The sequence below is a fragment of the Caulobacter sp. Root655 genome (genome assembly GCF_001427665.1).
Taxonomy (GTDB): domain Bacteria; phylum Pseudomonadota; class Alphaproteobacteria; order Caulobacterales; family Caulobacteraceae; genus Caulobacter.
Window position 1 is genome coordinate 220,800 of sequence record NZ_LMHC01000023.1, and the last position, 26,720, is coordinate 247,519.

The 26,720-nt window shown below is 68.9% G+C and carries 28 protein-coding genes and 1 pseudogene; 8 read left to right on the forward strand and 21 right to left on the reverse strand.

The window, feature by feature from the left end:
- Window positions 1-62: 62 nt before the first annotated feature.
- The 6 genes and pseudogenes from ASD79_RS15900 to yajC all read right to left on the reverse strand — a co-directional run bounded on the left by ASD79_RS15900 (window position 63) and on the right by yajC (window position 4,165).
- A complete protein-coding gene (locus tag ASD79_RS15900; protein ID WP_056723345.1) occupies window positions 63-677 on the reverse strand; it encodes a urate hydroxylase PuuD in 615 nt (204 codons plus the stop codon).
- 76 nt (window positions 678-753) lie between these two features.
- Window positions 754-869, reverse strand: a pseudogene (locus ASD79_RS23990) (hypothetical protein); the annotation flags it as partial.
- Window positions 870-871: 2 nt separating this feature from the next.
- On the reverse strand, window positions 872-1,228 hold the full coding sequence (locus ASD79_RS15905; protein ID WP_056723347.1) for an Mth938-like domain-containing protein: 357 nt from the start codon (window positions 1,226-1,228) through the stop codon (window positions 872-874).
- Window positions 1,228-2,175, reverse strand: coding sequence for a protein translocase subunit SecF (gene secF / locus ASD79_RS15910; protein ID WP_056723350.1), 948 nt, complete (start codon window positions 2,173-2,175; stop codon window positions 1,228-1,230). The genes ASD79_RS15905 and secF overlap by 1 nt, the downstream gene beginning before the upstream one ends.
- A gap of 9 nt (window positions 2,176-2,184) precedes the next feature.
- The gene (gene secD, locus ASD79_RS15915; protein ID WP_056723352.1) at window positions 2,185-3,783 is read right to left on the reverse strand and encodes a protein translocase subunit SecD; all 1,599 of its coding nucleotides are present in this window, start codon (window positions 3,781-3,783) and stop codon (window positions 2,185-2,187) included.
- 73 nt (window positions 3,784-3,856) lie between these two features.
- Window positions 3,857-4,165, reverse strand: coding sequence for a preprotein translocase subunit YajC (yajC, locus tag ASD79_RS15920; protein WP_007667651.1), 309 nt, complete (start codon window positions 4,163-4,165; stop codon window positions 3,857-3,859).
- A gap of 120 nt (window positions 4,166-4,285) precedes the next feature.
- Between yajC and ASD79_RS15925 the strand changes: the two genes are divergently transcribed.
- Both ASD79_RS15925 and ASD79_RS15930 read left to right on the forward strand, forming a co-directional pair.
- Complete coding sequence (locus tag ASD79_RS15925; RefSeq protein ID WP_056723353.1) at window positions 4,286-5,125, forward strand: ATP-binding protein; 840 nt, start codon at window positions 4,286-4,288, stop codon at window positions 5,123-5,125.
- 19 nt (window positions 5,126-5,144) lie between these two features.
- Window positions 5,145-5,378, forward strand: a complete 234-nt coding sequence (locus ASD79_RS15930) for a hypothetical protein (protein ID WP_056723355.1) — start codon at window positions 5,145-5,147, stop codon at window positions 5,376-5,378.
- A 39-nt stretch (window positions 5,379-5,417) separates the two neighbouring features.
- Here the strand turns inward: ASD79_RS15930 and ASD79_RS15935 are convergent, their stop codons facing one another.
- The 12 genes from ASD79_RS15935 to ASD79_RS15990 form a co-directional block, all read right to left on the reverse strand.
- The gene (locus ASD79_RS15935; protein WP_056723357.1) at window positions 5,418-7,319 is read right to left on the reverse strand and encodes a LysM peptidoglycan-binding domain-containing protein; all 1,902 of its coding nucleotides are present in this window, start codon (window positions 7,317-7,319) and stop codon (window positions 5,418-5,420) included.
- A gap of 113 nt (window positions 7,320-7,432) precedes the next feature.
- A complete protein-coding gene (locus ASD79_RS15940; RefSeq protein WP_056723360.1) occupies window positions 7,433-8,092 on the reverse strand; it encodes a protein-L-isoaspartate(D-aspartate) O-methyltransferase in 660 nt (219 codons plus the stop codon).
- Window positions 8,092-8,901, reverse strand: a complete 810-nt coding sequence (gene surE, locus ASD79_RS15945; RefSeq protein WP_056723362.1) for a 5'/3'-nucleotidase SurE — start codon at window positions 8,899-8,901, stop codon at window positions 8,092-8,094. The genes ASD79_RS15940 and surE overlap by 1 nt, the downstream gene beginning before the upstream one ends.
- 148 nt (window positions 8,902-9,049) lie before the next feature.
- Window positions 9,050-10,492, reverse strand: a complete 1,443-nt coding sequence (serS, locus tag ASD79_RS15950) for a serine--tRNA ligase (RefSeq protein WP_056723363.1) — start codon at window positions 10,490-10,492, stop codon at window positions 9,050-9,052.
- A gap of 217 nt (window positions 10,493-10,709) precedes the next feature.
- A complete protein-coding gene (gene tatC, locus ASD79_RS15955) occupies window positions 10,710-11,615 on the reverse strand; it encodes a twin-arginine translocase subunit TatC (protein WP_056723364.1) in 906 nt (301 codons plus the stop codon).
- Entirely contained in the window at window positions 11,612-12,187 is a 576-nt protein-coding gene (gene tatB, locus ASD79_RS15960; RefSeq protein ID WP_056723365.1) for a Sec-independent protein translocase protein TatB, read from the reverse strand. Before tatB ends, tatC begins: the two co-directional genes overlap by 4 nt.
- 90 nt (window positions 12,188-12,277) lie before the next feature.
- Window positions 12,278-12,502, reverse strand: coding sequence for a twin-arginine translocase TatA/TatE family subunit (locus ASD79_RS15965; RefSeq protein ID WP_007673643.1), 225 nt, complete (start codon window positions 12,500-12,502; stop codon window positions 12,278-12,280).
- A 108-nt stretch (window positions 12,503-12,610) separates the two neighbouring features.
- On the reverse strand, window positions 12,611-13,258 hold the full coding sequence (scpB, locus tag ASD79_RS15970; RefSeq protein ID WP_056723367.1) for an SMC-Scp complex subunit ScpB: 648 nt from the start codon (window positions 13,256-13,258) through the stop codon (window positions 12,611-12,613).
- 133 nt (window positions 13,259-13,391) lie between these two features.
- Window positions 13,392-14,216 carry a ScpA family protein gene (locus tag ASD79_RS15975; RefSeq protein WP_056723369.1) on the reverse strand — a complete coding sequence of 275 codons (825 nt, stop codon included), beginning with the start codon at window positions 14,214-14,216 and terminating at the stop codon, window positions 13,392-13,394.
- Window positions 14,213-15,235, reverse strand: coding sequence for a beta-N-acetylhexosaminidase (gene nagZ, locus ASD79_RS15980; RefSeq protein ID WP_056723370.1), 1,023 nt, complete (start codon window positions 15,233-15,235; stop codon window positions 14,213-14,215). Before nagZ ends, ASD79_RS15975 begins: the two co-directional genes overlap by 4 nt.
- 13 nt (window positions 15,236-15,248) lie before the next feature.
- Window positions 15,249-16,082 carry an SPOR domain-containing protein gene (locus tag ASD79_RS15985; protein WP_056723371.1) on the reverse strand — a complete coding sequence of 278 codons (834 nt, stop codon included), beginning with the start codon at window positions 16,080-16,082 and terminating at the stop codon, window positions 15,249-15,251.
- Window positions 16,083-16,198: 116 nt separating this feature from the next.
- Entirely contained in the window at window positions 16,199-17,383 is a 1,185-nt protein-coding gene (locus tag ASD79_RS15990; RefSeq protein WP_007673656.1) for a deoxyguanosinetriphosphate triphosphohydrolase, read from the reverse strand.
- A gap of 78 nt (window positions 17,384-17,461) precedes the next feature.
- On the opposite strand from ASD79_RS15990, the gene erpA reads away from it, so the two are divergent.
- The 4 genes from erpA to ASD79_RS16010 all read left to right on the forward strand — a co-directional run bounded on the left by erpA (window position 17,462) and on the right by ASD79_RS16010 (window position 20,070).
- Window positions 17,462-17,794, forward strand: a complete 333-nt coding sequence (gene erpA / locus ASD79_RS15995; protein ID WP_056723372.1) for an iron-sulfur cluster insertion protein ErpA — start codon at window positions 17,462-17,464, stop codon at window positions 17,792-17,794.
- A 36-nt stretch (window positions 17,795-17,830) separates the two neighbouring features.
- A complete protein-coding gene (locus tag ASD79_RS16000) occupies window positions 17,831-18,169 on the forward strand; it encodes a hypothetical protein (RefSeq protein WP_056723373.1) in 339 nt (112 codons plus the stop codon).
- Between the two features lie 221 nt (window positions 18,170-18,390).
- Window positions 18,391-19,179: an exodeoxyribonuclease III gene (gene xth / locus ASD79_RS16005; protein WP_056723375.1), complete on the forward strand. Its 789-nt coding sequence runs from the start codon at window positions 18,391-18,393 to the stop codon at window positions 19,177-19,179.
- Window positions 19,180-19,224: 45 nt separating this feature from the next.
- Complete coding sequence (locus ASD79_RS16010; protein WP_056723377.1) at window positions 19,225-20,070, forward strand: hypothetical protein; 846 nt, start codon at window positions 19,225-19,227, stop codon at window positions 20,068-20,070.
- Between the two features lie 12 nt (window positions 20,071-20,082).
- Here the strand turns inward: ASD79_RS16010 and ASD79_RS16015 are convergent, their stop codons facing one another.
- Complete coding sequence (locus ASD79_RS16015; protein WP_056723379.1) at window positions 20,083-21,036, reverse strand: LysR family transcriptional regulator; 954 nt, start codon at window positions 21,034-21,036, stop codon at window positions 20,083-20,085.
- Window positions 21,037-21,148: 112 nt separating this feature from the next.
- Here ASD79_RS16015 and ASD79_RS16020 point away from each other — a divergent pair, with 112 nt between their 5' ends.
- Window positions 21,149-22,024, forward strand: a complete 876-nt coding sequence (locus tag ASD79_RS16020; RefSeq protein WP_235524483.1) for an MBL fold metallo-hydrolase — start codon at window positions 21,149-21,151, stop codon at window positions 22,022-22,024.
- Between the two features lie 63 nt (window positions 22,025-22,087).
- Here the strand turns inward: ASD79_RS16020 and ilvD are convergent, their stop codons facing one another.
- Window positions 22,088-23,818, reverse strand: a complete 1,731-nt coding sequence (gene ilvD / locus ASD79_RS16025; protein WP_056723383.1) for a dihydroxy-acid dehydratase — start codon at window positions 23,816-23,818, stop codon at window positions 22,088-22,090.
- Between the two features lie 276 nt (window positions 23,819-24,094).
- Here ilvD and ASD79_RS16030 point away from each other — a divergent pair, with 276 nt between their 5' ends.
- Window positions 24,095-25,690 (forward strand): beta-xylosidase, encoded by a 1,596-nt coding sequence (locus ASD79_RS16030; protein WP_156400543.1) that lies wholly within the window; start codon window positions 24,095-24,097, stop codon window positions 25,688-25,690.
- A gap of 160 nt (window positions 25,691-25,850) precedes the next feature.
- Here ASD79_RS16030 and ASD79_RS16035 read toward each other — a convergent pair whose 3' ends face one another.
- Entirely contained in the window at window positions 25,851-26,714 is an 864-nt protein-coding gene (locus tag ASD79_RS16035; protein WP_056723385.1) for a LysR family transcriptional regulator, read from the reverse strand.
- Between the last annotated feature and the right edge of the window lie 6 nt (window positions 26,715-26,720).

Consider the following 26,720-nt stretch of genomic DNA (forward strand, 5'->3'; position numbering starts at 1 on the left):
TCGCCCAAAAGAAAAAGGCCCGCCGGATGGGCGGGCCTTCTCCAGGATATCGGCGAGACCGATCAGCCGAACAGCGTCTGGTACATCGTCATGGTCACCAGCATCGGGATGCTGAGCAGCGTGTTGATACGCGAGAACAGCATGGCGATCCTGGCGGACTTGGCCTTGGTGTCCGCGTCGGCCTCGACGATGCCCAGGGCGCGCTTCTGGTTCGGCCAGATCACGCCCCAGACGTTGATGAACATGATCGTCGCCAGCCACATGCCCAGGCCGATGAAGGTGAAGCCCATGTCGACGCCGCGCTCGTAGCCGCCCCACAGGCCCAGCGTCGCCGCTTCGGCGAAGTAGCCGCGCGAGATGGCCAGGATCACGCCCATCACCCAGGTGGCCAGGGCCGCCCAGCGGAACCAGAACAGCGCCTCGGGCGCGATATATTTGGAGACCGCCGGCTTCAGCTCGGCCGGGATCTGCGGCATCACCCGGATCTGCACGAAGTTGAAATAGTAGAGCAACCCGATCCACAGGATGCCGAAGAACACGTGCAGCACACGGAAGACGGCCTGGAAATAGGCGGCGTCGAAGCCGTGTGGGCTATGCCCGAAGCCAAATACGATCACCAGCGCCAGGATGACGCTGAGGATGATGGTGTTACGAAAATTCGAAAGTAGTCCGGCCATGGTTCAGCCCCCTGAAATTCCAACCCTGGCGATCAGGTATAGGCCTGTTCGCGGAGTCGGCAAGAGTCGGGTTTTGCAAGCGCCTTGCGTCCTTCGAGGCCCGCTGCGCGGGCGCCTCAGGATGAGGAGGCTTTGTGCACTGAATTCCTCATCCTGAGGCGCGAGGCGTAGCCGAGCCTCGAAGGACGCAGGACCTAAACCGCGATCAGCGCCGCCGCCAGCCGCCGGCCCTCGCTGGCCAGGACGTTGTAGGTGCGGGCGGCGGCCTCGGTGCTCATGAACTCAAGGCCCAGGCCGGCGGCCTTGAGGGCGTCGCGCACCGGGCGCGGCGGCAGGGCGTTGACCAGCCCCACGCCCAGCAGCACGAACTCGACCGCCGGGCCGGCCGCGAAGACCTCGGCGAAGTCGTCGGGCGTCAGGTCGGCCAGGGCCTTGGCGGCCCAGTCCCGCGGCTGATCGTCGAGGATCAGCAGCGAGCCCGGGCGCCATTGGCCGGAGACGCGGAAACCGCCGCCGCCCCAGGCGTCGATCGATGGCGGCTGGCGTAGCATCAGGGACGGGTGCCGGCGCCGAGCTTGATCGGCTCGGCCTCTTCGTCGCCGCGCTTGACGCCCCAGACCAGGATCAGCGGCAGGGCGATATAGACCGACGAATAGGTGCCGATGATGATGCCGAAGGTCATGGTGAAGACCAGCGGGAACAGCACCGGGCCGCCGAAGAACATCGTCCCGCCCAGGGCCAGCAGGGCCGTGGTGCCGGTGATGACCGTCCGCGACAGACGCTCGTTCTCCGACAGGTCGATGATGTCGCGCAGCGGCGTGGTCTTGTACTTGCGCAGGTTCTCCTTGAGGCGGTCGAAGGTGATGACCTTCTCGTTCATGGAGTAGCCGATCACCGTCAGCAGGGCGGCGATCGAGGTCATCGAGAACTCGATGCGCATCACCGACAGCAGGCCCAGCGTCAGGATGATGTCGTGGAACACCGCGACCACGGCGCCGACCCCGAACTGCCACTGGAAGCGGAACCAGATGTAGCCGAGCATCAGCAGCAGGGCGATGCCGAGCGCCTTGAAGCCCGAGCCGAGCAGTTCGCCCGACACCTTGGGGCCGACTTCCGAGCGGTCGGTGATCTTGGCGCCCGGGAAGGTTTCCGCGACCTTGGCGGTCATCCGGTCGGCGGCGGCGCTGGGCGCCTCGCCGGGTTCGGGCAGAAAGCGCACGATCGCGGCGTTGCCGGAGCCGAAGCTCTGGACCTGCGGGTCGTGCGCCCCGCCCTGTTCCAGGGTCGAGCGCAGCTTGGCCAGGGGCAATTGCTGGGCGGTGGCGACGCGGAAGGAGACGCCCCCCTTGAAGTCGATGCCGAGGTTCAGGCCCTGGGTGAAGAACGACACGCAGGAGCCAAGGATCAGCAGGGCGGAGATCCCGGCGGCGACCGGAGCCCACTTCACGAAACGGAAGTGGGTCTGGCGGGGGATCAGGCGGATGAGAGGCCAAACCATGATGTGAACCTAAGCGATCGGCAGCTTCTTCGGCTTGGCGACCTTGAACCACCAACCGATGAGCACTTGAGTAATGATGATGGCGGTGAACACCGAGGTGAACACGCCGATCGAGAGCGTCCAGGCGAAGCCCTTGATGGGCCCCGACCCGAAGCCGAACATGATGCCGGCCGAGATCAGGCTGGTGATGTTGGCGTCCATGATCGAGACCATGGCCCGGCGGAAGCCGGTGTCGGCCGCCGACATCGGCGATCGTCCCCCCGCCGCCTCGTCCCGCATCCGTTCGTAGATCAGCACGTTGGCGTCGACCGCGACCGCCAGGGTCAGGATCAGGCCGGCGATGCCGGGGAAGGTCAGGGTGGCCTGGGTGAACGACATGATGCCGATGATCATCAGCACGTTGACCACCAGGGCGATGGCCGCGAACACCCCGAACAGGCCGTAGGCCAGGACGATGAACACGAACATCGCGGCGGCGCCGATGGCCAGCGAGATGGCGCCGGCCCGCACGGCGTCGGCGCCGAGCTCGGCCCCCACGGTGCGCTGTTCCTCGAGGTTCAGCTTGGCGGGCAGAGCCCCCGAGCGCAGCAGCAGGGCCAGCTCGTTGGCGCTTTCCGGCGTGAAGTTGCCGGTGATCTGGCCCGAACCGCCTGGGATCGCGCCCTGGATGACCGGCGCCGAGATGTACCTGTTGTCGAGCACGATGGCGAAGCGCTTGCCGATGTTGCGCGCCGTGGCGTCGCCGAACTTGCGGGCGCCGGGGCCGCCGAAGCGGAAAGAGACCACCGCCTCGTTGTTCTGGCCGAACGCCTGGCCGGCGTCGACCAGGTCCTCGCCGGTCACCAGGGCCCGCTTGGCCATGGCAAGCGGCGGAGCGCCCGGCTCCGTGCCGGACAGAACCATCACGCCCGGCGGGATGCGGCCGGCGGCGATGTCTTCCGGCGTGACGGTGTCGTCGACCATCTGGAAGGTCAGCTTGGCCGTCTGGCCGATCACCGCGCGCAGACGGTTGGGATCGCTTTCGCCGGCCGCCTGGATGACGATCCGGTTGTAGCCCTGACGGGTGATGATCGGTTCCTTGGTGCCCAGGGAGTCGATCCGGCGACGGATCGTCTCGATGGACTGGTCCACGGCCTTGGCGGCGTCGGCCCGCGCGGCCTCGGCCACGAAGCTGAGCTCCAGGCGCCCGTCGCCCTTGTTGTTGACCGTCACGTCGCGGCCGCTGATCGTGCCCTGAAGGGGCCCGCCGACCGAGCGGCGCAGCAGGCTGAGGGCCTGGTCCACCTTGCTCGGGTCGGTGACGCGCACCCGCACGATGCCGCCAGCCTCGCCCAGTTCGCTGAAGGTGATCTGATCGTTGCGCAACGCGGTCCGCACGTCCTCGACCATGTTGGTCAGGCGTTCGGCCCGCAGGGCGTCGGTGTCGACCTCATAGAGCAGGTACGACCCGCCCTGCAGGTCGAGGCCGAGGTTCAGCTTCTGCTGGGGAACCCAGCCAGGCAGCGCGTCGAGCGTCCTCTGCGGCAGGAGATTCGGCAGGGTGAAGACGATGCCGAAAATCACCGACAGTATGACGGCGGTGACTTTCCAGCGGGAGAGGGTCAGCATGGATTACAGGCTCTAGACGACGCTTTGCAGCGTCTAGTGGCGGGCAGCGCCCCGTGGTCGGCGCGGAGGGTGATCAGCTCTTGGGGTCGTTGGCCGGGGCGGGTTCGCCCTTGGCGCGGATCTCGGCGATCATGCTCTTGACGACCTTGATGGTCACGCCCTGGGCGATCTCGACGCCGACTTCGCTGTCCTCGACCCGGACGACCTTGCCCAGGATGCCGCTCGACAGCACGACGTTGTCGCCGCGCTTGACGGCGGCGATGGCCGCGGCGTGGGCCTTGGCGCGCTGCTGTTGCGGACGGATCAGCATGAAATAGAACAGCACGACCATCAGCACGATGGGCGCGATCTGGATCAGTTGGGCTTGCAGGCCAGCGGGCATGTCGTCTCCAAGAAATTCTGGGTGGCGTCCCTCCCACATGGGGGGCCGGCCAAGTCGGCGGAAGCTATGCGTTCACCTCCCCTTTTGCAATGACGGCGCGGTGGGGCTAGGAGGCAACACATGGACGACGCCACCACAGCCTATCTCGCCCGTATCGCCGACGCCTTGGAGCGTCTGGCCCCGACGGCCTCGGCGCCGCCGTCATTCGATGGCGCGCGCCTTTTCCGGCATGAACCAAACGGCGGTAACTTCGTACCGGCGCCCGACTATCCGATGCCGCTGGACCTGCTGATCGGCGTCGAGCGGCAGAAGGACCGCTTCGTCGAGAACCTGCGCCGCTTCGCCGTCGGCCTGCCCAGCAACCACGTGCTGCTGTGGGGCGTGCGCGGCACTGGCAAGAGCTCGCTGACCAAGTCGGCCTTCATGGTGCTGGCCGCCGAGTATCCGGACCTCAAGCTGGTCGAGGTCGACCGCGACGAGGTCACCGCCCTGCCCCCGCTGTTCGACCTGCTGCGCGCGCGGTCGGAGCGCTTCGTGGTGCTGTGCGACGACCTGTCGTTCGAGGACGGGGCCGAGGCCGCCAAGGCCCTGAAGTCGGCCCTGGAGGGCGGCGTGGCCGGACCGCCGGAGAACGTGCTGTTCGTCGCCACCTCGAACCGCCGCCACCTGATGCCGCGCGACCACACCGAGAACCAGGGCGCGATCGCCAGCGCCGAGAACGCCGAGGAGGAGATGAGCGTCTCCGACCGCTTCGGCCTGTGGATCGGCTTCCCGCCCATGGACCAGGCCACCTATCTGGCGGCGATCCAGGGCTATGCCGCCCGGTTCGGCCTGCAAGTCGAGAACCTCGACCGCCGGGCGCTGCAATGGTCACAGCTGCGTGGAGCGCGGTCGGGCCGGGTGGCGTACCAGTTCATCCGTGACCTGGCCGGCGAGCTGGGTGTAAACCTGCCCGTGTAGAACCGTCTGGAGCCTCGCCATGGGCAAGCCCTGGTTTCGCGTCAAACGTTACGGCCTCGGCGCCGGATTGCCGTGCAGTTGGCAAGGCTGGGCGGTGACGGCGGGATTCGCCGCGATCCTGTTCGGCGCCGGCCTGGCCGAGCTTCCTTACGGCCCGCGCCTGGCGATCGTTCTCGCCGCCGCGATCGCCTTCCTCGCCGTCGCCCGACTCAAGAGCGACGCCCCGTGGAAATGGCGCTGGGGCGGGAAGTAAAGACGCCCTCTCCCGGAGGGAGAGGGTTCAGAGATTTGACTACCTCGGCAGCACCAGGCCCGGATCCACCGGACGGGCCTTGTCCTTCGGGGTCGGGGCGTAACGGACCTCGAAGTGCAGTTGCGGCTCGGTGACGCCGCCGGTCTGGCCGACGGAGCCCAGGGTGGCGCCCTGCGAGACCTGCTGGCGCATCTTCACTTCGGTGGACGACAGGTGGGCATAGGCCGTCACCCAGCCGTCGGCGTGCTTGACCAGCACCAGATTGCCGAAGCCCGGCACCTGGTTGCCGGCATAGACCACCTCGCCGGCGGCGGCGGCGCGGACCGGCGTGCCGGAGGGGGCGCGGATGTTGACGCCGTCGTTGCGCTGGCCCGTGCCCTTGGCGCCGAAGCTCGAGATCGTCTCGCCCTGCAATGGCCAGACGAAGCGGCCGCGCCCGGCGGCGGTGATCTCGGCCTCGGTCGGCGGCGGGCTGGCGCCGATGATCTGGCCCGGCCCGGGCGGCGGTGTGACGGGCTGAGCCGAGACCGGGCCGGTGGGACGCGGATAGCTGCTGACCGGCGGCGGCGTATAGGGACGCGGCGTCGAAGGCGTCGGCGTGTAGGGCGTCGGGCTCGAGGGCGTCGGCGCGGGCGGGTTGTAGATCGGCGCCGGGGTGGTCGGCTGCGGGGTCGGGCGCGGCGCGGGCGGCTGCGTCGTGACCGTGGTCTTCAGGGGGCCCTTGTCCTTGTAGCCGGACGGCAGGCGCAGCTTCTGGCCCTTCTTGATGGTCGAGCCGACGCGGATGTCGTTCTCGTCGGCCAGGGCGGCGGGCTTGACGTTGAAGCGCTTGGCGATGTTGGCCAGGGTGTCGCCGCTGTTGGCGACATAGGCCTTGGCCGTGGTCGCCGGGCCCTTGAGCTTCTGGCCGGGCTGGATGCGGTACGGGGCCTTGAGGTCGTTGTCCTTGACCAGGTCGGCGCGGGTGGTGTCCAGGCCGCGGGCGATGGCGTCGATCGCGTCACCCGACTTCACCGTATAGGCGCGGCGCGGGCCGGCCACCTCGACAACGGAACCGGTGACGCTGGTCGTGGTGGTGGTAATGGCCCGGGCCGGCGGCGGCTCCGAGACGGTCTCGGTCATCCGCGACGGCGTCGGGGTGGCGGCCGGCGGCGCATAGGTCGGCGCGCTGGTCTGGACCGGACGGCTGGGGCCTGGCGTCATGGTCGCGCCCTGGGCGACCGGCTGCATCACCGTGGTCCGGGTCGGGCCCTTGTCCTTGTAGCCGGACGGCAGACGCAGCTTCTGACCCTTGCGGATCGCGGAACCGGTCTTCAGGTCGTTCTCGTCGGCCAGGGCCCCGGCCGAGACCGAGAAGCGCTTGGCGATGGCGAACATCGTGTCGCCGGTCTGGACCACATAGGCCTTGGCGTCGGTGGTCGGGCCCTTCAGCGTCTGGCCCGGCTTGATCCGGTAGGGCGACTTGAGGTCGTTGTCCTTGGCCAGGTCGGCGCGGGTGGTGCCCAGGGTGCGGGCGATGGCGTCGATATTGTCGCCGGACTTGACGGTATAGGTCTTGGCCGCGCCGGTCACCGAGACGACCTGGCCGCCGACCGTGGTCACCACCACCGGACGCGGCGGCGGGGCCGGACGATTTTCGACGGGCGGCGGTGGCGGAGGCGGCGACGACTCGGCGGGCGTCACCGGAGCCAGCGGCTGGCTCGACACGCCAACGCTGCTGGGCGGCGAGGAAAGGTTGACGGGCGGCTCGTCGTCCTGGGTCGAGACCGGCGGGCCTTCGGGCTGCTGGGCGGCCGGCGGAGCCTGGACGATCGGGAAGTTGGGCGTCGAGCGCCCGTCGCTGTCACGGGAGGGATACTGCGCGCCGCCGGTGCTTTCGCAGGCCGCGAGGGTTCCAGCCGTCAGGGCGATCACCGCCGCGCGCGTCCACAACTGCCGCATAGCCACTCCTTTGCCTCGCGAGGCTCCAGACGCCGTCGCAAGGGTAAATCAATCATTAAACATCCCGCGCCGCGCCGAGAACCCGAGAACGGGAACCCAGCGTCGCCGCCCGCCTATTCGCGGGCGACGCCGTCCAGGATCGGGACGAAACGCACATCGCACAGAACTTCGACCGTGAAGCCCCCCTTACCGTCGCCGGCATAGCGGCGAAGGCTCTGCACCGGGCCCTTGCCCACCGGCGCCACGAGGACGCCTTGGGGCTTGAGCTGGGCCAGCAGAGCTTCAGGTTCATCCTGGGCCGCCGCCGTGACCAGAATACGGTCAAACGGCGCCTGTTTGGGCCAGCCTTCCCAACCATCCCCAAATTTCGTGATGACGTTGGTCAGGCCAAGAGTCGCGAAGCGCGCCTCGGCCTCCTTCATCAGGGTCCGGTAGCGTTCGATCGTGTAGACCAGCCGCGAAACGCGGCTGAGGATGGCGGTCTGGTAGCCCGAGCCGGTGCCGATCTCCAGCACCCGACAGCGCGGCTCCAGGGTCAGGGCCTGGGTCATCAGCCCGACGATGAACGGCTGGCTGATGGTCTGGCCGCAGGCGATCGGCAGGGCCGAGTCCTCCCACGAGCGTTCCTTGAACAGGTCGGGCGTGAACAGGTCGCGCGGGGTCTTCTCGATGGCCGCCAGCACGGCCGGGTCGGTGACGCCCTGGGCGCGCAGGGCCTTCATCAGGGCCTGCAGGCGCACCTCGGGCGTTTCGGGCTTCCTGGCCTGGGCCATCACGACCCCGTTTCCATTTTTGCGGGTTCCGCTCTAGGCGGCGAACCGCCGAGCAGGCCCTTCATCGCCGCGACCGTGGCGTTGTGGGTCAGGTCGATGTGCAGGGGCGTGACGGAGATGCGCCCGTCATGGACGGCTTTCAGGTCGGTGCCCTCCGCGAGAATGGACGGCTTGGCGATGAAGCCGGTCCAGTAATAGTCGCGACCACGCAGGTCGGTCCGCTTTTCCATGCGCCGCATGTGCGAGTCGCGGAAGCCCTGGCGGGTGACTTCCACCTCGGTGACGCTTTCGGGGGCAAGGGCTGGGAAGTTGACGTTCATGATCACGTCCTTGGGCCAGCCGATCTCCAGCAGGCGGCGGACGATGCCCGGACCATAGATCTCGGCGGTGGCCCAGTGAATGATAACCTCATCGTGGGCGAAGGTCATGGCCTGCGACAGGGCGATCGACGGGACGCCCAGGGCCATGCCCTCGATCGCGCCGGCCACCGTGCCCGACAGGGTGACGTCCTCGGCGATGTTCTGGCCGCGGTTGACGCCCGACAGCACCAGGTCGGGCGCGGCGCCCTCGATCAGCTCCTGCACGGCCATGGCCACGCAGTCGGTGGGCGTGCCTTCGACGGCGAAGCGGCGCGGGTCGATGCGGCGCACGCGGATCGGGTCGGCCAGGGTCAGGGCCCGGCTGGCGCCCGACTGCTCGTACTCCGGCGCGCAGATCCAGATGTCGTCGGACAGCGTCCGAGCGATGCGCTCCAGGCTTTGCAGGCCCTCGGCATGGATGCCGTCGTCGTTGGTGAGGAGGATGCGCATCAGCGGGCGGGCTCAAAAACGTCTGTCATCCCGGACGAGCGCGTAGCGCGAAGATCCGGGACCGGCGCGTGAACGTAAGCGCTTCCGGCGGTCCCGGATCTGCGCTTCGCTTGTCCGGGATGACAGACGTTTTTGGTAAAAGTGGTGTTCACGCCTCCCCCCCGATGTGCGTCACGCCGCCCATGTACGGAACCAGCACCTCCGGCACCGTGATCCGCCCGGTCTCGTCCTGGTAGTTTTCCAGCACCGCCACCAGGGTGCGGCCGACGGCTAGGCCCGAGCCGTTGAGGGTGTGGACGTAGTGCGCGCCCTTCTCGCCGGCGCGTTTAAAGCGGGCGCCCATGCGCCGGGCCTGGAAGTCGCCGCAGTTGGAGCACGAGCTGATCTCGCGATAGGTGTTTTGCGACGGCAGCCAGACCTCGAGGTCGTAGGTCTTGCGCGCCCCGAAGCCCATGTCGCCGGCGCACAGCAGCATGGTGCGGAACGGCAGCTCCAGCGCCTTCAGCACCGCCTCGGCGCAACCGACCATGCGCTCGTGCTCGGCCTCGCTTTGGTCGGGCGTGGTGATCGACACCAGCTCGACCTTGTAGAACTGGTGCTGGCGGATCATGCCTCGGGTGTCGCGGCCCGACGCGCCGGCTTCCGAGCGGAAGCTGGGGGTCAGGGCGGTCATCCGCAGCGGCAGCTCGGCCTCGTCGGTGATCTGCTCACGGACGATATTGGTCAGCGAGACTTCGGCGGTGGGGATGAGCCAGTGGCGAGAGCGCCGAAGCACGATCTCGCGTATTCCTCGAAGCTCGTTCTGGGCCGCGATTTCGGAAAGAATTCCGCCTCCCGAAGTGGTCACGGGGTCGGCTTGATCAAGATAGGCGATCGCATCTGCGACACCGGCCTCGACCTCCGCCACGTTCCCACAAAAGAAAAGATCTTCCTCAAACTTCGGCAACTGCCCCGTCCCGAACAGCGCCTCGTCCTTGACCAGCAGCGGCGGCGACACCTCGGTGTAGCCGTTCTGCACCGTCTGCAGATCCAGCATGAACTGGCCGAGCGCCCGTTCCAGCCGGGCGATCTGGCCCTTCAGCACCACGAAGCGGGCGCCGGACATCCGGGCGGCGGCTTCGAAGTCCATGCCGCCGAGGGCCGCGCCGAGGTCGACGTGGTCCTTGGGGGCGTTCAGCCGGCCGGCCGGCAGCTTGGAGGCGTCGCCCCAGCGGCGGATCTCGACATTGCCGGCCTCGTCCTCGCCCGGCGGCACGTCGGCGGCGGGGATGTTGGGCAGGGCCGCCAGCAGGTCGCGCAGTTCGCCGCCGACCTCGGCCTCGGTCCTGGCCGCCGAGGCCATGACCTCCTTCAGATGCTCGACCTCGGCCATCAGGCGGGCGGCTTCGGCCTCGTCCTTCTTGGCCTTGGCCATGCCGATCAGCTTGGAGCTCTCGTTACGCTTGGCCTGGGCCTCCTGCAGGGCGGTCTGGGCCGCGCGCAGGGCCGCGTCCAGCTTGACCGCCTGGTCGGCCGCGCCCGAACGGCCCTTGGCCGACCAGGCGGCTTCGAAGGCTTCGGGATTGTCGCGGATGGCCTTGATGTCGTGCATCGGGAGCGCTCGGGGGAGAAGTCGGCGGGAACGGACCTCTCTAAGGCGCGTCGGCGGGGGCGCCAAGCGTGGTGTCGGGACGCGGGTACACAGGGCTGTCATCCCGGACGTAGCGAAGCGAAGATCCGGGACCGACGCGTGAACTCGGCGCTTCCGGCGGTCCCGGATCTTCGCGCTACGCGCTCGTCCGGGATGACAGCCGCGGGTGGAAAGGAAACTAAACCGCCACCACGTCCTTGCCCGCCTCGCGCTCGTCCTTGGCCTTGCGGCGTTCGATCAGCCACACGCACCAGATCGAGATCTCGTAGAGCAGGCACATCGGGATCGCCAGGGTCATCTGGCTGATCGGGTCGGGCGGGGTCAGGATGGCGGCGGCGATGAACACGCCGACGATGGCGTAGCGGCGGCCCTCGCGCAGCATCTTGCTGGAGAGGATGCCGGCCATGCCGAGCAGCGACACCACCACCGGCAGCTGGAAGCACAGGCCGAAGGCCAGCAGCAGGGTGGTCACCAGGGTCAGGTAGTCGCTGACCTTGGGCAGCAGCTGGATCGAAATGCCGGCCGTGGTGATCTGCTGGCTCAGCGAGAACCACAGCACGAACGGCAGCATGACGTAATAGACCAGCGCCGCGCCCAGGAAGAACATCAGCGGCGAGGCCAGCAGGAACGGCAGGAACGCTCCGCGCTCGTTCTTGTAGAGGCCCGGGGCCACGAAACGGTACAGCTGCCAGGCCAGCACCGGGAAGGTCAGGACCACCGCCCCGAACCCGGCCAGCTTCAGCTTGGTGAAGAAGAACTCCAGGGCGGCCGTATAGACCAGGCCCAGCGTCTTGACGTCGCCGACCGGGATGGCCTTCAGCCCCACCAGGGCCAGCAGCAGGTCGAACGGTCCATGGTGGCCGCCGGACGCCTTCTGGGCGGCCAGCAGCTGCTGGGCCACAGTGAACGGCTTGACCAGGAACAGGAAGATCTGGTCGGCGAAGGCGAAGCAGAGGCCAAAACCCAGGAACAGGGCGACGACGCAGATGATCAGCCGCATGCGCAGCTCGATCAGGTGGTCCATCAGCGGGGCGCGCGAGGCTTCGATCTCGTCTTCCGGATCGTGTCCGATGGCGTTGGTCACGAGGCGATGTCCGATTTTGGCGCGCGCTTGCGGGCCGGCTTGGCCGGGACCGAGATGTCGGTCTTGTCGGCCTTGGCGACGGCCCGCCTGGGCTTGGAGACGATTTCGACCGTCGGCTTGGGGGCCGGGGCCGGCGCGGGCTTGGCGGCGCGCGGCTTGCGGGCTGGCTTGGAGACGATCTCGACGGTCGGCTCCGGCAGATGGATCGTCGGGTCCGCGGCCTGGTAGGCGGCGTGCGGCGAGACCTGCACCGCGCCGCTGTTGAGGCTGGCGTCGATGTCGGCGAACACCTGGTCGACGTGGCTGGCGTCGCCGGCCTGGGACGCGGCGTCGCGCATCGGGGCGGTGTATTGCCCCTCGCGCATGGCCTGGACTTCCTTGCGCAGCTCGTCGAGCTCCGATTGGCGGGCCATCTCGTCGAAGCTGGCGCGGAATTCGTTGGCCATGCCGCGGATGCGCGCGACGAACTGGCCAAGCTTGCGCAGCAGGACCGGCAGGTCCTTGGGCCCGACCACGATCAGAGCGACCGCGGCGATGACCAGGAGTTCGGTGCCGCCGATATCAGGGAGCATGGACGCGCCTTAGAGCGAGCGGCCGAAGGCCAGCGCGCGAAGTGAAACGGCCGCCCTCCCCTGCTCGGGAAAGGCGGCGCGACGTATCTCCTACGACTTGCGCAGGTCTTCTTTTTCGGCCTCGGTGCGCGGCAGGGCGCCCGTCGACTTGTTGGCCGAGACCTCGTCGGAGGTGTCGTCCTTCAGGCCGTCCTTGAAAGCTTTGATGCCCTTGGCCGCGTCGCCCATGATGCCGGACAGCTTGCCGCGCCCGCCAAACAGCAGGGCGACGACCGCGATCACGATCACCCAGTGGATCCAGCTCATGCTACCCATGACGACGATGCTCCTTGCGACAGCGGCCCATTAGCCGGTGCGGCGTGTCGTTACAATATCCCAGACAATATAGGCCGTCGCGCGGCGGGGGGCCAATGCTATCGGACCTCAACTGTCCCCCAGGAAATCCTGCGCGAATTCGGGCGCCTCGTCGCCGTCCAGCGGGTCCTCGTCCTCGCCGGGACGCAGGCCCATCGGGTCGGGCACCGAGAAGCCGGGCGGCAGGTCCAGCGACAGCAGGCCGGCGGCGCGCATCTCGGCGACGCCCGGCAGGTCGGCCAGGGTGGCCAGGCCGTAGTGCTCGAGGAAGGCGTCGGTGGTGCCGAAGGTCACCGGGCGGCCCGGCGTGCGGCGGCGGCCGCGCATCTTGACCAGGCCCAGTTCCAGCAACACGTCCAGCGTGCCCCGGCTGGCCTGGACGCCGCGCACGGCCTCGATCTCGGCCCGGGTGACGGGCTGGTGGTAGGCGATGATCGCCAGGGTCTCCTGGGCGGCCTTGGAGAGGCGTCGCGGCTCTTCGCGCTCCTCGGTCATCAGGAAGGCCAGGTCGGCGGCGGTCTGGTAGCGCCAGCGGCCGGCCACCTGGACCAGCTCGATGCCCTGGCCGGCGTAGCGGACCGCCAGGTCGGCCAGGCCCCGCTCGATGTCGGCGCCCTCCGGCAGGCGCTTGGCCAGGTCGGCGACGCTCAGCGGCTCGGCCGCCGCGAACAGCAGGGCCTCGATGCAGCGCTCGGTGAAGAGAGGGTCGATGGTCATGACGAGGTCCTCCCCCTTTGGGGGAGGCGATCGCGCAGCGATCGGTGGGGGGAACCTGCGAAGGTGGGGGCGCTCCCCCCACCGGCCCATTCGGGCCGCCTCCCCCACGGGGGGAGGACCTTGAGAATGGAACTCACGTGATCGCCTCCAACGGCGTCGTCCGCGTCCGCAGGTAGACGTCCGAGAACGCCTCCATCTGCCGGGCCTCCAGGACGCCCTCCTTCACCAGCTCCAGGCTGGCGGCCAGGGTCGAGGCCAGGTAACTGGCCGGGCTGGGACCGTCGGGGTCTTCCTCGTGCTGGTCGACCGGCGCGACGCCCGACAGGGTCGTCCAGTCGGCCATCGCCGGCAGCAGGGTCCGCAAGCGGTCGCGGGCGTCCTCCAGCGGATAGGCCTGGGGCGGACGCGGGGCGTAGTGGCGGCCGTGCTCGCGTTTGCGCTGGGTGATGTAGGCGGTCATCAGGGCGTAGAGGTCGCCCTCGAAGCGGGTCGACGAGACGATCTTCACCGCCTCCGGATCGCCGCGCATGAACACGTCGCGCTTGAGGATCGGCTGGTCCTTCAGCGCCTCGACGGCCTTGCGCATGACGTCCAGCTTGGCCAGGCGGAAGGCCAGCTGGGCGGCCATCTCCTCGGCCGGCGGCTCCTCGGCCTTGGGGCGTTCGGGCTTGGGCAGCAGCAGGCGTGACTTCAGATAGGCCAGCCAGGCGGCCATCACCAGATAGTCGGCGGCCAGCGAGAAGCGCACCCGGCGGGCCTGCTGCACAAAGGCCAGGTACTGCTCGGCCAGCTTGGTGATCGACAGCTGCAGCAGGTCGACCTTCTGGCTGCGCGCCAGGGCCAGCAGCACGTGCAGCGGGCCTTCATAGCCCTCGATGTCGATGACCAGGGCCGCGCCGTCTTCGGCCGCGGCGTCGGCGGCCTCGAAGTCGAGGGTGGGCTGGAAGCCCGTGCTCACGCAAATTGTCCATTGAAGGCGGCGTCGAAGCGGGCGCGGGCCTCGGCGACGTCGAGCGGCTCGGGGACCTTTACGATCCGCGCCATCACCGCCTGCACCCGGCGCTTGGCCTCGCGCGACAGCTTGCCGACGCCGGACATCACAGCCTTCATCTCGGCCATGTCGCCGTTGCAATGCAGGACGACGTCGCAGCCGGCCGACAGGCTGTCCTTGGCGCGCTGCCTGAAGTCGCCCGACAGCGCCTTCATCGACAGGTCGTCGCTCATCAGAAGTCCGTCGAAGCCGATGGATTCCCTGATGATTTTCTTGATGGCCTTGCGCGAGGTGGTGGCGGGGCGGCCACGGTCGATGGCCGTGTAGACCACGTGGGCGGTCATCGCCATCGGCATGTCGGACAGCACGCGGAACGGCGCGAAGTCGCGGGCCTCCAGCTCGGCCAGCTTGGCCTTGACCACCGGCAGCTCCAGGTGGCTGTCGGACATCGCCCGGCCGTGGCCGGGGATGTGCTTGATGATCGGCAGCACCCCGCCGGCCAGCAGGCCCTCGGCCGCCGCCCGGCCCAGGGTCGCCACCTGCTCGGGCGTGTCGCCATAGGCGCGGTCGCCGATGATCTCGTGACCCTTCGGATCGGGCACGTCCAGCACCGGCACGCAGTCGACATTGATGCCCAGCGACGTCAGGTCGTGGGCGATCAGCCGCGCGCCCAGGCGGGTGATCTCGCGGGCCACCAGCGGGTCGTTGGCCACCAGGGCGCCATAGGCGCGGCCCGGCGGGTAGGTCTTCCAGTGCGGCGGCTGCAGGCGGGCGACACGGCCGCCTTCCTGGTCGATCAGGATCGGCGCGTCGTCTCGGCCCACCGTGGCCCGCAGGGCGGCGGTCAGGGCCCGCACCTGGTCAGGGCTCTCGATATTGCGCCGGAAGAGGATGAAGCCCCACGGCTTCACGTCCCGGAAGAAGGCGGCCTCTTCCGCCAGCAGGGCGGTCCCGGCGCAGCCGAGGATGGCGGCGGAAATGGCCAAGCGCCCTACTCCCTTACTTCACGAAGCAGGATTTGCCGGCGGCGCTCAGGGCGTCGCAGAACGCCTTGGCGTCGGCGCGGCTGGCGAAGCCGGTGACGGCGGTGCGGTAGAGGGTGGCGCCGTTCTTGTCGATCGCCTCGACCTTCTTGCCCTTGCCTGCCGCCAGGCCCGGCGCGATGCGGGCGGCGTCAGACCAGGCCTTGTCGGCCAGAGCGGTCGAGGACAGGGCGCCGATCTGCACGCTGGCCGGGCCGCCGGCCGAGGCGGCGACCGCGGGCTTGGTCGCGACGACCGTCGGCTTGGCGACCGGCGGCGCGGACCGGGGCGAGACGGCGGCGGTGGCCAGGCCTTCGATGGTCGGCTGCTTGGCGGGAGGCTTGACCGCCGGGGGCTTGGCGGCGGGCGCGGCCGAGATGGGCGCGCTGGGGCCGACCGGAGCGGGCTTGGCCGGGGCCAGGGTCGCGGTCTGGACCGGCGCGGTCGGCGGCGGCGCGACCGGACGGGCCAACGGCGTCTCGGGCTGGGCGGCGAAGGTCGGCGAGGCCTCGGGGGTCTCGTTCTTGTAGATCTGCAGGCCGGCGGCCGGATCGGTCGGCTGGGTCGCGCCGGCCGGCGGCGCGGACTTCATCGCGGCGACGGGCTCGCCGACCGTGCGCGGCGGCTCGCCCTGGCCGCGCACGCCGCCGCGATAGATCAGCAGCACCGCGACCACCAGCGTGGCCAGGACCACGGCGCTGAGGATCAGGGTCATGGGCAGGGGCCGCGAGCCGCGAACCGGTTGGCGCGCGTCGAACGAGAGCGGCGCATCGGTGGGCGGCGTATAGGCGCCGCGGTGGGGATCGGACATTCGCGTCGAGGCTCCAGAATTCCAGCGCGCGGATCGTCCCAGACGGGCGAATCAGACGCGCGCGACCGCAGTTTATCGAAGCCCGAGCCTACCCAGAACCGCCGGCGAAAGTTGGACTAGTTCCAGACGTCCAACTGGAACAACTTCCGGTGCTCTTCGATGGCGAAACGGTCGGTCATGCCCGCGATATAGTCGCAGACCACGCGGGCGCGGCCGGCCTCGTCGCGATTCTGCGACCGGGCGAACCATTCCGACGGCAGGACGTCGGGCTCGGCCAAGAACAGGCTGAACATCTCGGCCAGAATGCGGCGGGCCTGGCTCCGCGTCCGATTGACGCGCCAGTGGCGGTACATCCGGGCGTGCAGGAACTGGCGCAGCCGGGCCAGGTCCTCGGCCATGTCCGGCGAGAAGGCGACCAGGGCGTGGTCCAGGGCCCGCACCTCGTCGGCGGTCTGCACGCCGGTGGCGGCGGCCCGCTTCAGGGTCTCGCCCATCACGTCGTCGACCATCGCCCCGATCATCCGCCGCACGGCCTCCAGCCGGGTCAGGCGCAGGTCGAGGTCCGGGCGCTCGCTGCGCACGGCGGCCAGGATCGGGCCGATCAGCGGCACGTCCATCAGCTCGTCCAGGGTGAACAGCCCCGCCTCGACCCCGTCGTCGACGTCGTGGTTGTTGTAGGCGATATCGTCGGCCAGGGCCGCGACCTGGGCCTCGGCCGAGGCCCAGGTGTTGAGGCCCAGCTTGTATTCGCCGTCGTACTTGGAGATCGCCTTCCAGGACGGCTTGCCCAGCTTTTCGGTCACCGGGCCGTTGTGCTTGATGATCCCTTCCAGGGTCTCCCAGGTCAGGTTCAAGCCGTCGAAGTCCGGATAGCGGCGCTCCAGCTCGGTGACGACGCGGAAGGTCTGGACGTTGTGATCGAAGCCGCCATAGGGGGCCATCTTGGCCTGAAGTTCGTCCTCACCGGCGTGGCCGAACGGCGGGTGGCCGATGTCGTGGCCCAGGGCGATGGTCTCGGCCAGGTCGCTGTCCAGCCCCAACGCGGTCGCTAGCGAACGCGCAACTTGCGCCACTTCCAGCGAATGGGTCAGGCGGGTGCGGAAGTTGTCGCCTTCGTGGGCGACGAACACCTGGGTCTTTTCCTTCAGCCGCCGGAAGGCCGAGGTGTGGATGATGCGGTCGCGGTCGCGGGCGAACGGGGTGCGCGTGCGGCTCTCGTCCTCCGGGAAGCGGCGTCCCCGCGACTTGGCCGGATCTTCGGCATAGGGGGCTCGCGGAACGAGGAACGGAGACGACGACATAGGCGGCCTTTGCTGATCGCCCCCTTTCCCTGGGGCGCGGACACCCTCATATAGGCCAAGCACGGGTTTTCCACAGCCATGACCGACACCACCGTAACGCTTTCTCCCAACGCCGCCCGCCGGCTGCGCACGATCTCGGAGGCCGAGGGCCATCCGGTGATGCTGCGCGTCGCCGTGGACGGCGGCGGCTGCTCGGGTTTCCAGTACCGTTTCGACCTGGTCGACGCCGCCGAGGCCGACGACCTTCGAGTCGAGCGCGACGGAGCCGCGGCCCTGGTCGACGTCATCTCCCTGGCCCTGCTGAAGGGCTCGGAGATCGATTTCGTCGACGAACTGGCCGGCGCCGAGTTCAAGGTGCGCAACCCCAACGCCAAGTCCAGCTGCGGCTGCGGCGTCAGCTTCTCGATCTGAATTCCGACGCTATCGCGCCGTGAAATGGGAGTGCGTATGGTTCAGGACGCGGTGAAGGGCTTGCTTGCCATCAGCAACACCCTGTCTGACGATCTTCGCGCCGAACAATTGGATGCCGCCGTCAAGGAACTTGACGCCCTTGCCGCTCCTCTGTCGGAAGAGGACGTTCGCGCCTTGTTGTCCTTGCTCCCGCAGGGAGGTGATACCGCATTCGGGCTCAACTGGACTGTTCTGCACGCCATCGAGTCCGCACTCTGCTGGCCGCTCTGGGATACGCTCCAAGACGAGCGCAGTGAATGGACGCGGATACTGCGGCTGAGGCTCGCTAATGCCGGCCTTCACCCACCCCAAGAAGGCGGCTCGGCGAAAGCTTGAGTAGAAGGCTTGCCGCCCTAAGCCAACACGAACCGCAGCACCGTCATCGTCACGGCCGCCCAAGCCAAGGGCGTGAGGACCGCGGCTACCGCGCCGGCCAGGGCCAGGGGCCATCGTCGCCAGAACCAGCAGCAAAAGCCGGTTGCGTCGCGAAATCTGGAACCCCGACTTGAGCGCCTTGCCCATGAGCCCTAGCCTCCCGCCGCCGACTGGAGCCGTCAATGCGCATCGCCACCTGGAACGTCAATTCCGTCAACGCCCGCCTGGAAAGAGTCCTGGAGTGGTTCGAATCGGCCGCGCCCGACGTGGCGGTGCTGCAGGAGATCAAGTGCGTCGACGAGAAGTTCCCCACCGAAGCCTTTGAACGGCTGGGCTATAACGTCGCCGTCCATGGCCAGAAGACCTACAACGGCGTGGCCCTGCTCTCGAAATATCCGCTGGAGGACGTGCGGCGCGGCCTGCCCTTCCTGCACGAGGGCGAGGTCGACGAGCAGTCGCGCTACATCGAGGCGGTGATCGCCGCCCCCAAGCCCGTCCGCGTCGCCGGCATCTACCTGCCCAACGGCAATCCGCTGGGCACCGAGAAGTTCGACTACAAGCTAGCCTGGATGCGCCGGCTCCACGCCCACGCCCAGGGGTTGCTGGCTCTGGAGGAGCCGCTGCTCATCGCCGGCGACTACAACGTCATCCCCGAGGTCGAGGACGTGGCCAATCCCGAGGCCTGGCTGGGCGACGCCCTGTTCCAGCCCGAGAGCCGCGGCGCGTTCCGGGCGCTGAAGAACCTGGGCCTGGTCGACGCCTACATGCAGGCCGACGGCGCGCCGCACGGCTACACTTTCTGGGACTACCAGGCCGGCGCGTGGCCGCGAAACCTGGGCATCCGCATCGACCATCTGCTGCTGTCGCCGCAGGCCGCCGACAAGCTGGCCGGGGTGACGATCCACCGCGACGAGCGCGACAAGGAAAAGCCGTCGGACCACGTTCCCGTGGTCGCCGAACTCGCGCTGTAGCGCCGCCCTCTGGCCCCAAACAGGGACTCTCGCTAGCCTGATCCCATGAGTGAACTCTGGCGTCTCATGTTGCTGGTGACGATCTCGGCCTCGGCCGTGACGTTCCTGGGCAGCGCCGCGATCTGGTTCATGGACGAGGACCGCCGGATCCGCCGCGCCCTGCGCCACGTGCTGAAGGGCGCGCCGGAGACGGTGATCGTCGCGCGGGGACGTGGGCGCGGAGCGGGCTTCAACTTCACGACCAACCAGGCCGCCGTCGCCTGGGACAGCGGCGCCTGGTGCCTGCTCTATCGCATCGACGAGCTGATGGGCGCCGAGCTGTCGGTCGACGGCCAGGTGATCGGTCGGGTGTTCCGGGGCGAGCAGCGCCGGGCCATCGACCAGATCGTGCAGCAGGCCGCCCAGGTGACCCTGAAGCTGATCTTCGACGATCCGCGCCACCCGGACTTCGAACTGGAGCTGTGGGTGGACGGCGACCAGCAACGGCGCGAGACCCGCTCGCCGGCCGACGCCATCCAGGAGGCCAACCGCTGGCTGCTGCGGGCAGACGCCATCGTCCGCCGGCCCCTGGCTCCCAAGGCGCAGCCCCAGGCCGCCGTCCAGGCCCGTCCGCCGGCCGAGCCGGAGATCGCGCGGCCGCAGCCGGCTCCCAAGCCCTACCAGCCGGCGCTCGAGGCCGTGACGGCAACGGCGCCCCGCCCGACCGCCACCGCTCCGCTGTTCGACGAGATCGACACCACCGCCGACCCGATGGAGGCTCCGTGGGACGACGACCTCGACGACGCCCCGTCGCCCTTCGCCGAAAAGTCCTACAAGCCAGTCTCGAAGGCCGCCCGTCCGCCTAGGGGCGATCAGGACGAACTGCCGTTCGACCTGGACGAGGACGACTGACGGGCGGCCGATCTAGCGGCTCTGTTGCGCCTGCACGCGACGCCGTTCCCACTCGACCAATATATCGAGAAAGGCCGTGACGCGGGCGCGGCGAAAGCGGGTGGCCGGCGTGACGGCGTAGATGCCGCCGCTCTCGAGGCCCCATGCGGGCAGCAACCGCGTCAGGCGGCCGCTCGCCAGATCCGTCGCGACGGCGAAGTCCGGAAGCACCGAGGCCCCGACCCCGGCCCGCACCGCCTCGAGGACCCCCAGGGTCGCGTCGATGGCGAGCGTGGCTGACACCCGCACCGCCCGCTGCTGTCCTTCGCTGTTGGAAAAGGTCCAGCCCAGCGGATCGCGCAGGACGCTGTTGGCGACAAACGGCAGGTGGGCGATCTGGCCGGGTTCGTCGTCGTCGCCCAGGCACGCCGCGAGTTCGGGACCGGCGACCAGCACCTGCTGGAACGATCCGATGCGCCGCGCCCGCAGGTTGCTGTCGGCAAGCCAGCCGACCCGGATCGCCAGTTCGATGTCCTTCTCGACGGGATCGAGGGTCCGGTCGCTGATCACGAGATCGGCGGTGCAGGCAGGAAAGCGCCGATGAAATTCGGCGATCGCCGGAACGACCACGGCGACCCCGTAGTCGAAGGGCGCGGTCAGGCGCAGCATGCCCGTCGGCGTGCGGTCCTCGCCCTCCAGCCCGTCGAAGGCCTCCTGGGCTTCGGACAGGATGCGGGCGCAACGTTCATAGAAGGCGCGGCCCTCCTCGGTCGGACGGACGCTGCGGGTGGTGCGCACCAGCAAGGTCGTCTCGAAGGCCTGTTCAAGCCGGGCGACCTGCTGGCTGACCACGGCCTTGGTGATGCCCAGGCGCTCGGCCGCGGCGGTGAACGAGCCGGTTTCGACCACCTCGGCGAAATAGGCCAGGCGCTTGAGGTTGTTGATCCCGCGCTTGGCGCCGTCACGCTGATTGTATGCTTGAGGCATACAGAAGGTGTATTTTCCCGGTCTGCGAATTGCAATCGACGAGGCGCATGTTGGCCGCGGACCTGGAGCCGCCCTCATGCCTACGCCCCTGACGCCGACTCGGAGACAGACGATGACCATGATCGCAGGCGGCGCGGCCGCATCCCTCGCGGGCCAGGGCGACGCCTTGGCCGCCGGCGCCAAGCTGGAATGGCGAGCCTTCCCCGCCGGTGAAAACGGCTTCTTCCGGGCGCCGGTCCTGGTCTGGGGGCCCACCGACGCCCTGCTGATCGACGGCGGCTTCACGCTCTCCGACGGCCGGGCCCTGGTCGAGGCGATCAAGGCCACGGGTCGCAAGCTGACCGCGATCTATGTCAGCCAGAGCGATCCGGACTACTATTTCAGCCTGGACCCGATCAAGGCCGCCTTCCCGGACGCGCGGGTGCTCGCCGCCTCGGCGACGATCGCGGCGATCCAGGCCAGTGTCGAGAAGAAGCTCGCCACCTGGGGGCCGCAGTTGGGCGACAACGGCCCCAAGACCCTGGCCGACATCGTCATGCCGACAGCGTTCGACGGCGACCATCTGGCCGTCGACGGCCAGGCGATCCAGATCGTCCCGGCCCAGGGCCTGGCCAATCGCCGCTACCTCTGGGCGCCGTCGCTGTCGGCGGTCTTCGGCGGCGTGCTGGTGTTCTCCGGCGTGCACGTCTGGACCGCCGACACCGCCGGCGCGGACGCCCGCGCGGCCTGGGTCAAGGAACTGGACGCCATGCTGGCCCGCGCCCCGGCCGTGGTCGTGCCCGGGCACATGACGCCGTCGGCGCCGACCGGTCAGGCCGCTCTCGCCTACACCCGCGACTACCTGCTGGTCTTCGAGCAGGAACTGGCCAAGGCCAAGGATAGCGCCGCCCTGATCGCGGCGATGACCGCCCGCTATCCGGATGCGGGCATGGGCGTGGCGCTGCAGGTCGGCGCCAAGGTCGCCACCGGCGAGATGAAGTGGGGCTGAAGCCGGCATGACGCTCCCTCGGGCGCCATGCCGGCGTGGCGGGCGCTCGCCCGCCCAGCGTTCTCAGATATCCGCGTAGACGTGGGTCTCCGCCGCCGCGCCCGGATGGGTGACGGCGCCCAGATAGGCCGGACCGACCAGTTGGGCGAACTTCCAGATCGCGCCGCTGTTGTAGTCGGTCCCGCGCGGCTTCCAGGCGGCCTTGCGGCGCGCCAGTTCGTCGGCCTCGACCTCCAGGTCGATCGTCCCCTTGGTGGCGTCGATGCTGATGATGTCGCCGTCCTGGACCAGGGCGATCGGGCCGCCGGCCGCCGCTTCCGGACCGACATGGCCGATGCACAGGCCGCGCGTGGCGCCCGAGAAGCGGCCGTCGGTGATCAGGGCGATGTTCTCGACGCCCTGGCCGTAGATGGCGGCCGTGGTCGACAGCATCTCGCGCATCCCCGGCCCGCCCTTGGGGCCCTCGTAGCGGATGACCAGGACGTCGCCTTCCTTGTAGTCGCGGTTCGACACCGCCTCGAAACAGGCCGCCTCGCCGTCGAACACCCGGGCGGGGCCGCGATGCACCTGGTGCTTGAGGCCGGCCACCTTGACGATGCCGCCCTCGGGGGCCAGCGAGCCCCACAGGCCGACGACGCCGCCGGTCGGCGACAGCGGGTTGGAGACCGGGCGGATCACGTCCTGGTCGTCGCGCCAGACCACATCGGCCAGGTTCTCGGCCAGGGTCTTGCCGGTCACGGTCATGCAATCGCCGTGCAGCAGGCCGGCGTCCAGCAGGGTGCGCAGCAGCATCGGCACGCCGCCGGCCTCGCCCATGTCCTTGGCCACGTAGCGGCCGCCGGGCTTCAGGTCGGCGATGTAGGGGGTGCGAGCGGCGATCTCGGCCACGTCCTTGAGGGTGAACTCGATGCCGCACTCATGGGCCATGGCCGGCAGGTGCAGGGCGCCGTTGGTCGAACCGCCGGTGGCGGCGACGACGACGGCGGCGTTCTCGAACGCCTTGCGGGTGCAGATGTCGCGCGGCCGGATGTTCTGCTCGATCAGCCGCATCACCGCCTCGCCCGAGGCCACGGCGTACTGGTCGCGGTCCAGATAAGGCGCCGGCAGGGCCGAGGACAGCGGCAGGGCCAGGCCGATGGCTTCCGACACGCAGGCCATGGTGTTGGCGGTGAACTGGCCGCCGCAGGCGCCGTCCGACGGACAGGCGTGCTGCTCCAGCTCGCACAGGGTCTTGGCGTCCATGGTCCCGGCGGCATAGGCGCCGACGCCCTCGAATACGTCCATGACGGTGATGTCGCGACCCTGGAAGCGGCCCGGCAGGATCGAACCGCCGTACAGGAACACGCTGGGCACGTTGAGGCGCAGCATGGCCATCATCATGCCCGGCAGGCTCTTGTCGCAGCCGGCGACCCCGACCAGGGCGTCATAGCCGTGGCCGCGCATGGTCAGTTCGACGGAGTCGGCGATCACGTCGCGGCTGACGAGGGACGAGCGCATGCCCTCGTGGCCCATGGCGATGCCGTCGGTGACGGTGATGGTGCAGAACTCGCGCGGCGTGCCGCCGGCCGCCTTGACGCCTTGCGAGGCGGCGTGCGCCTGGCGCATCAGGGCGGTGTTGCACGGCGCGGCCTCGTTCCAGCACGAGGCCACCCCGACGAATGGCTGGGCGATCTCGCGGGTGCCAAGACCCATGGCGTAGTAATACGAGCGGTGCGGCGCGCGGGCCGGCCCCTCGGTCACGTGCCGGCTCGGGAGTTTGGACTTGTCCCAGCTGCCGTCGGGGTTCTTGGTCATGATGGTACGCCTTCCGAATAGAGCGGTGTGGTTAGCTCAGGCGGGCGCGGGACGGAAGAGTCAGACGCCGAGTTTTTGCCGGAAAAGGGCTTGAGGGCGCGTGTTTCATTGCGAGCGGTTCGCGAATGTGACGGCCGTCACGCATGATCACACCCTCGGCGCGATCGCCCTCTGTACGTCGCCGGCAAAATGATGGTAGCGCTCACATCGCCGCACCTTGGACGACGAACAGCGCCGGGGCGGTTTGGGCAGGAACTTCGGGAGCGTCGCAAGGCCATGAAGATCACCGACAGATCGCGCGTCACGACGGGGCTTCACGCCAGCCTCCTGGCGTCAGCCCTGGCCGTCCTGCTGGCCGGATCGGCGGCCGTCGCCGGCGACAAGGTCCCGACCCGCCATGTCGCGATCGACGCCCAGGCCCCCACCGTCCCGCGAGACCGCTTCCACGACCTGTCGATCGGCTCCGACTATCCCGGCACCCTGCTGCGCGAGGACAGCCTGGCCCAACTGAAGACGACTCGCGACGAGCTCGGGTTCCGCTATATCCGCTTCCACGCGATCTTCCATGACGTGCTCGGGACCTACCGCGTCGTCGACGGCAAACCGGTCTATGACTGGACCAAGATCGACGAACTCTACGACCGCCTGCTGAAGATCGGGATCAAGCCCTTCGTCGAGCTGGGCTTCACCCCGGACGCGATGAAGACCTCGAACCAGACGATCTTCTGGTGGAAGGGCAACACCTCCCACCCCGACCCGAAGCAATGGGCCGGCCTGGTCGACGCCTTCGTCCGCCACGTCCAACAACGCTATGGCGAGGCCGAGGTGCGATCCTGGTATTTCGAGGTCTGGAACGAGCCCAACCTCGACGGTTTCTGGGAGAAGGCCGACCAGAAGGCCTATTTCGAGCTCTATGACCTGACGGCGCGGACCATCAAGGCCATCGATCCCGCGCTGAAGGTCGGCGGCCCCTCGACGGCGGGCGCGGCCTGGACACCCGAATTCATCCGCCATGTCGAGGCCTCGGGCGCGCCGGTCGACTTCATCACCACCCACACCTACGGCGTGGACGGCGGTTTCCTCGACGAGAAGGGCCAGCAGGACACCAAGCTGTCACCCTCTCCCGACGCGATCGTCGGCGACGTGCGCCGCGTGCGCCAGGAGATCGAGGCGTCGTCCAAGCCCGGTCTGCCGCTCTATTTCACCGAATGGAGCACCAGCTACACGCCGCGCGACCCGGTCCACGATTCCTATGTCAGCGCGCCCTATATCCTGAGCAAGCTGAAGGCCAGCCAGGGCCTGCTGCAAGGCATGAGCTACTGGACCTATAGCGATCTGTTCGAGGAACCCGGCCCGCCGTCCGCGCCCTTCGAGGGCGGCTTCGGCCTGATGAATCCGCAAGGGATCCGCAAGCCCGCCTGGTTCGCCTACAAGTACCTGAACCAGCTGGGCGACAAGGCGATCAAGGTCGCCGACGCCCAGACCTGGGCCACCACCGACGGCGACGGCGTGCAAGCTGTGATCTGGGACTTCCGCCAGCCGGTGCAGGCGGTCAGCAACCGCCCTTACTACACCAAGGTTCAGCCCACGCGGGACGTCGAGCCCGTCAGCCTGGACCTCCGGGGCCTGAAGCCTGGCCGGTATGACGTCCAGATCTTCCGCACCGGCTTCAAGGCCAACGACGCCTATACGGCCTATCTGGAACTGGGTTCGCCCAAGACGCTGAGCGATCAGCAGGTGCGGGACCTGAACGCCCTGACGGTGGATCGACCGGAAACCCAGACCCTCAGCGTCGGCAAGTCGGGCGCGACCAGCCTCCAGGTCCCGATGCGCGCCAACGACGTCGTCCTGGTCAAACTGGCGCCGCGCTAGAGTCCGACTTTTCGCCTCTGAATCCCAGCTTTCTCCGTTTCCCCGGCGAAGGCCGGGGCCCAGGTGAAACCCACGAGCCGCTCTGGATGAATCTGGGTCCCGGCCTTCGCCGGGAAAACGGCGTTGGGACTGGCGCGCTTCAACGAGAAGCAAACGCGCGCTAGACGCCAAGCAGGCGGTCGCGTTCGCGATGAATCACGGCCGCCAGATGGTCGCCGACCGTCCGCACCGCCGCCGAGCGGCGCAGGTCTTCGTGCATGGCCAGCCACAGGCCCCGGTTGGGCGGCGCGGCGCTCGACCAGCGCCGCAGCCCCGGATCGCCGTCGGCCAGGAAGCACGGCAGCATCACCACCCCCAGCCCGGCCCGCGCCGCCGGCATCAGGATGCTCATGTCGTTGCTGCGGAAACTGACCGGTCGACCGGCCGCGAAGGTCCGCAGCCATTCCTGCGGCGGCAGGCGATCCATCTCGGCGTCGTAGCTGACCAGCGACCAGTCGCCGTCGGGTTCGTGCGGATAGTCGGCGGCGGCATAGAGCCCGTAGGCCATCTCGCCCACCTTGCGCGCCACGCTGGTCGGCTCGCTCGGGGCCTGGAGGCGCAGCGTCAGGTCGGCCTCACGCCGGGTCAGCGACACCAGTGAGGCCTCGCCGCGCAGGGTGACGGTGATCGACGGCCGGGCGCGGCGCAGCTCGACCAGGCTTTCGGCCAGCATGAACATCGCCAGGGACGGCGGGACGCTGACCACCACCTCGGCCGCCGGCGGCTGGCGCTCGGCCTGGGCCAGGCGCTCGACCGCCAGCGCCCGGTCCTCCATGTCGAAGGCCAGGGCCGCGACCCGCTCGCCCGCCTCGGTCAGGGCCGTGCCCCGGCCGCGCCGCTCCAGCAGCCGCAGGCCGGTGCGCGCCTCCAGGGCGGCGACCCGGCGGCCAACCGTGGCATGGTCGACGCCCAGCGCCCGCGCGGCGCCCGACAGCGAGCCCTGTCGCCCGACGGCGGCGAGGTGGCGAAGGTCTTCCCAATCCATCCGTGC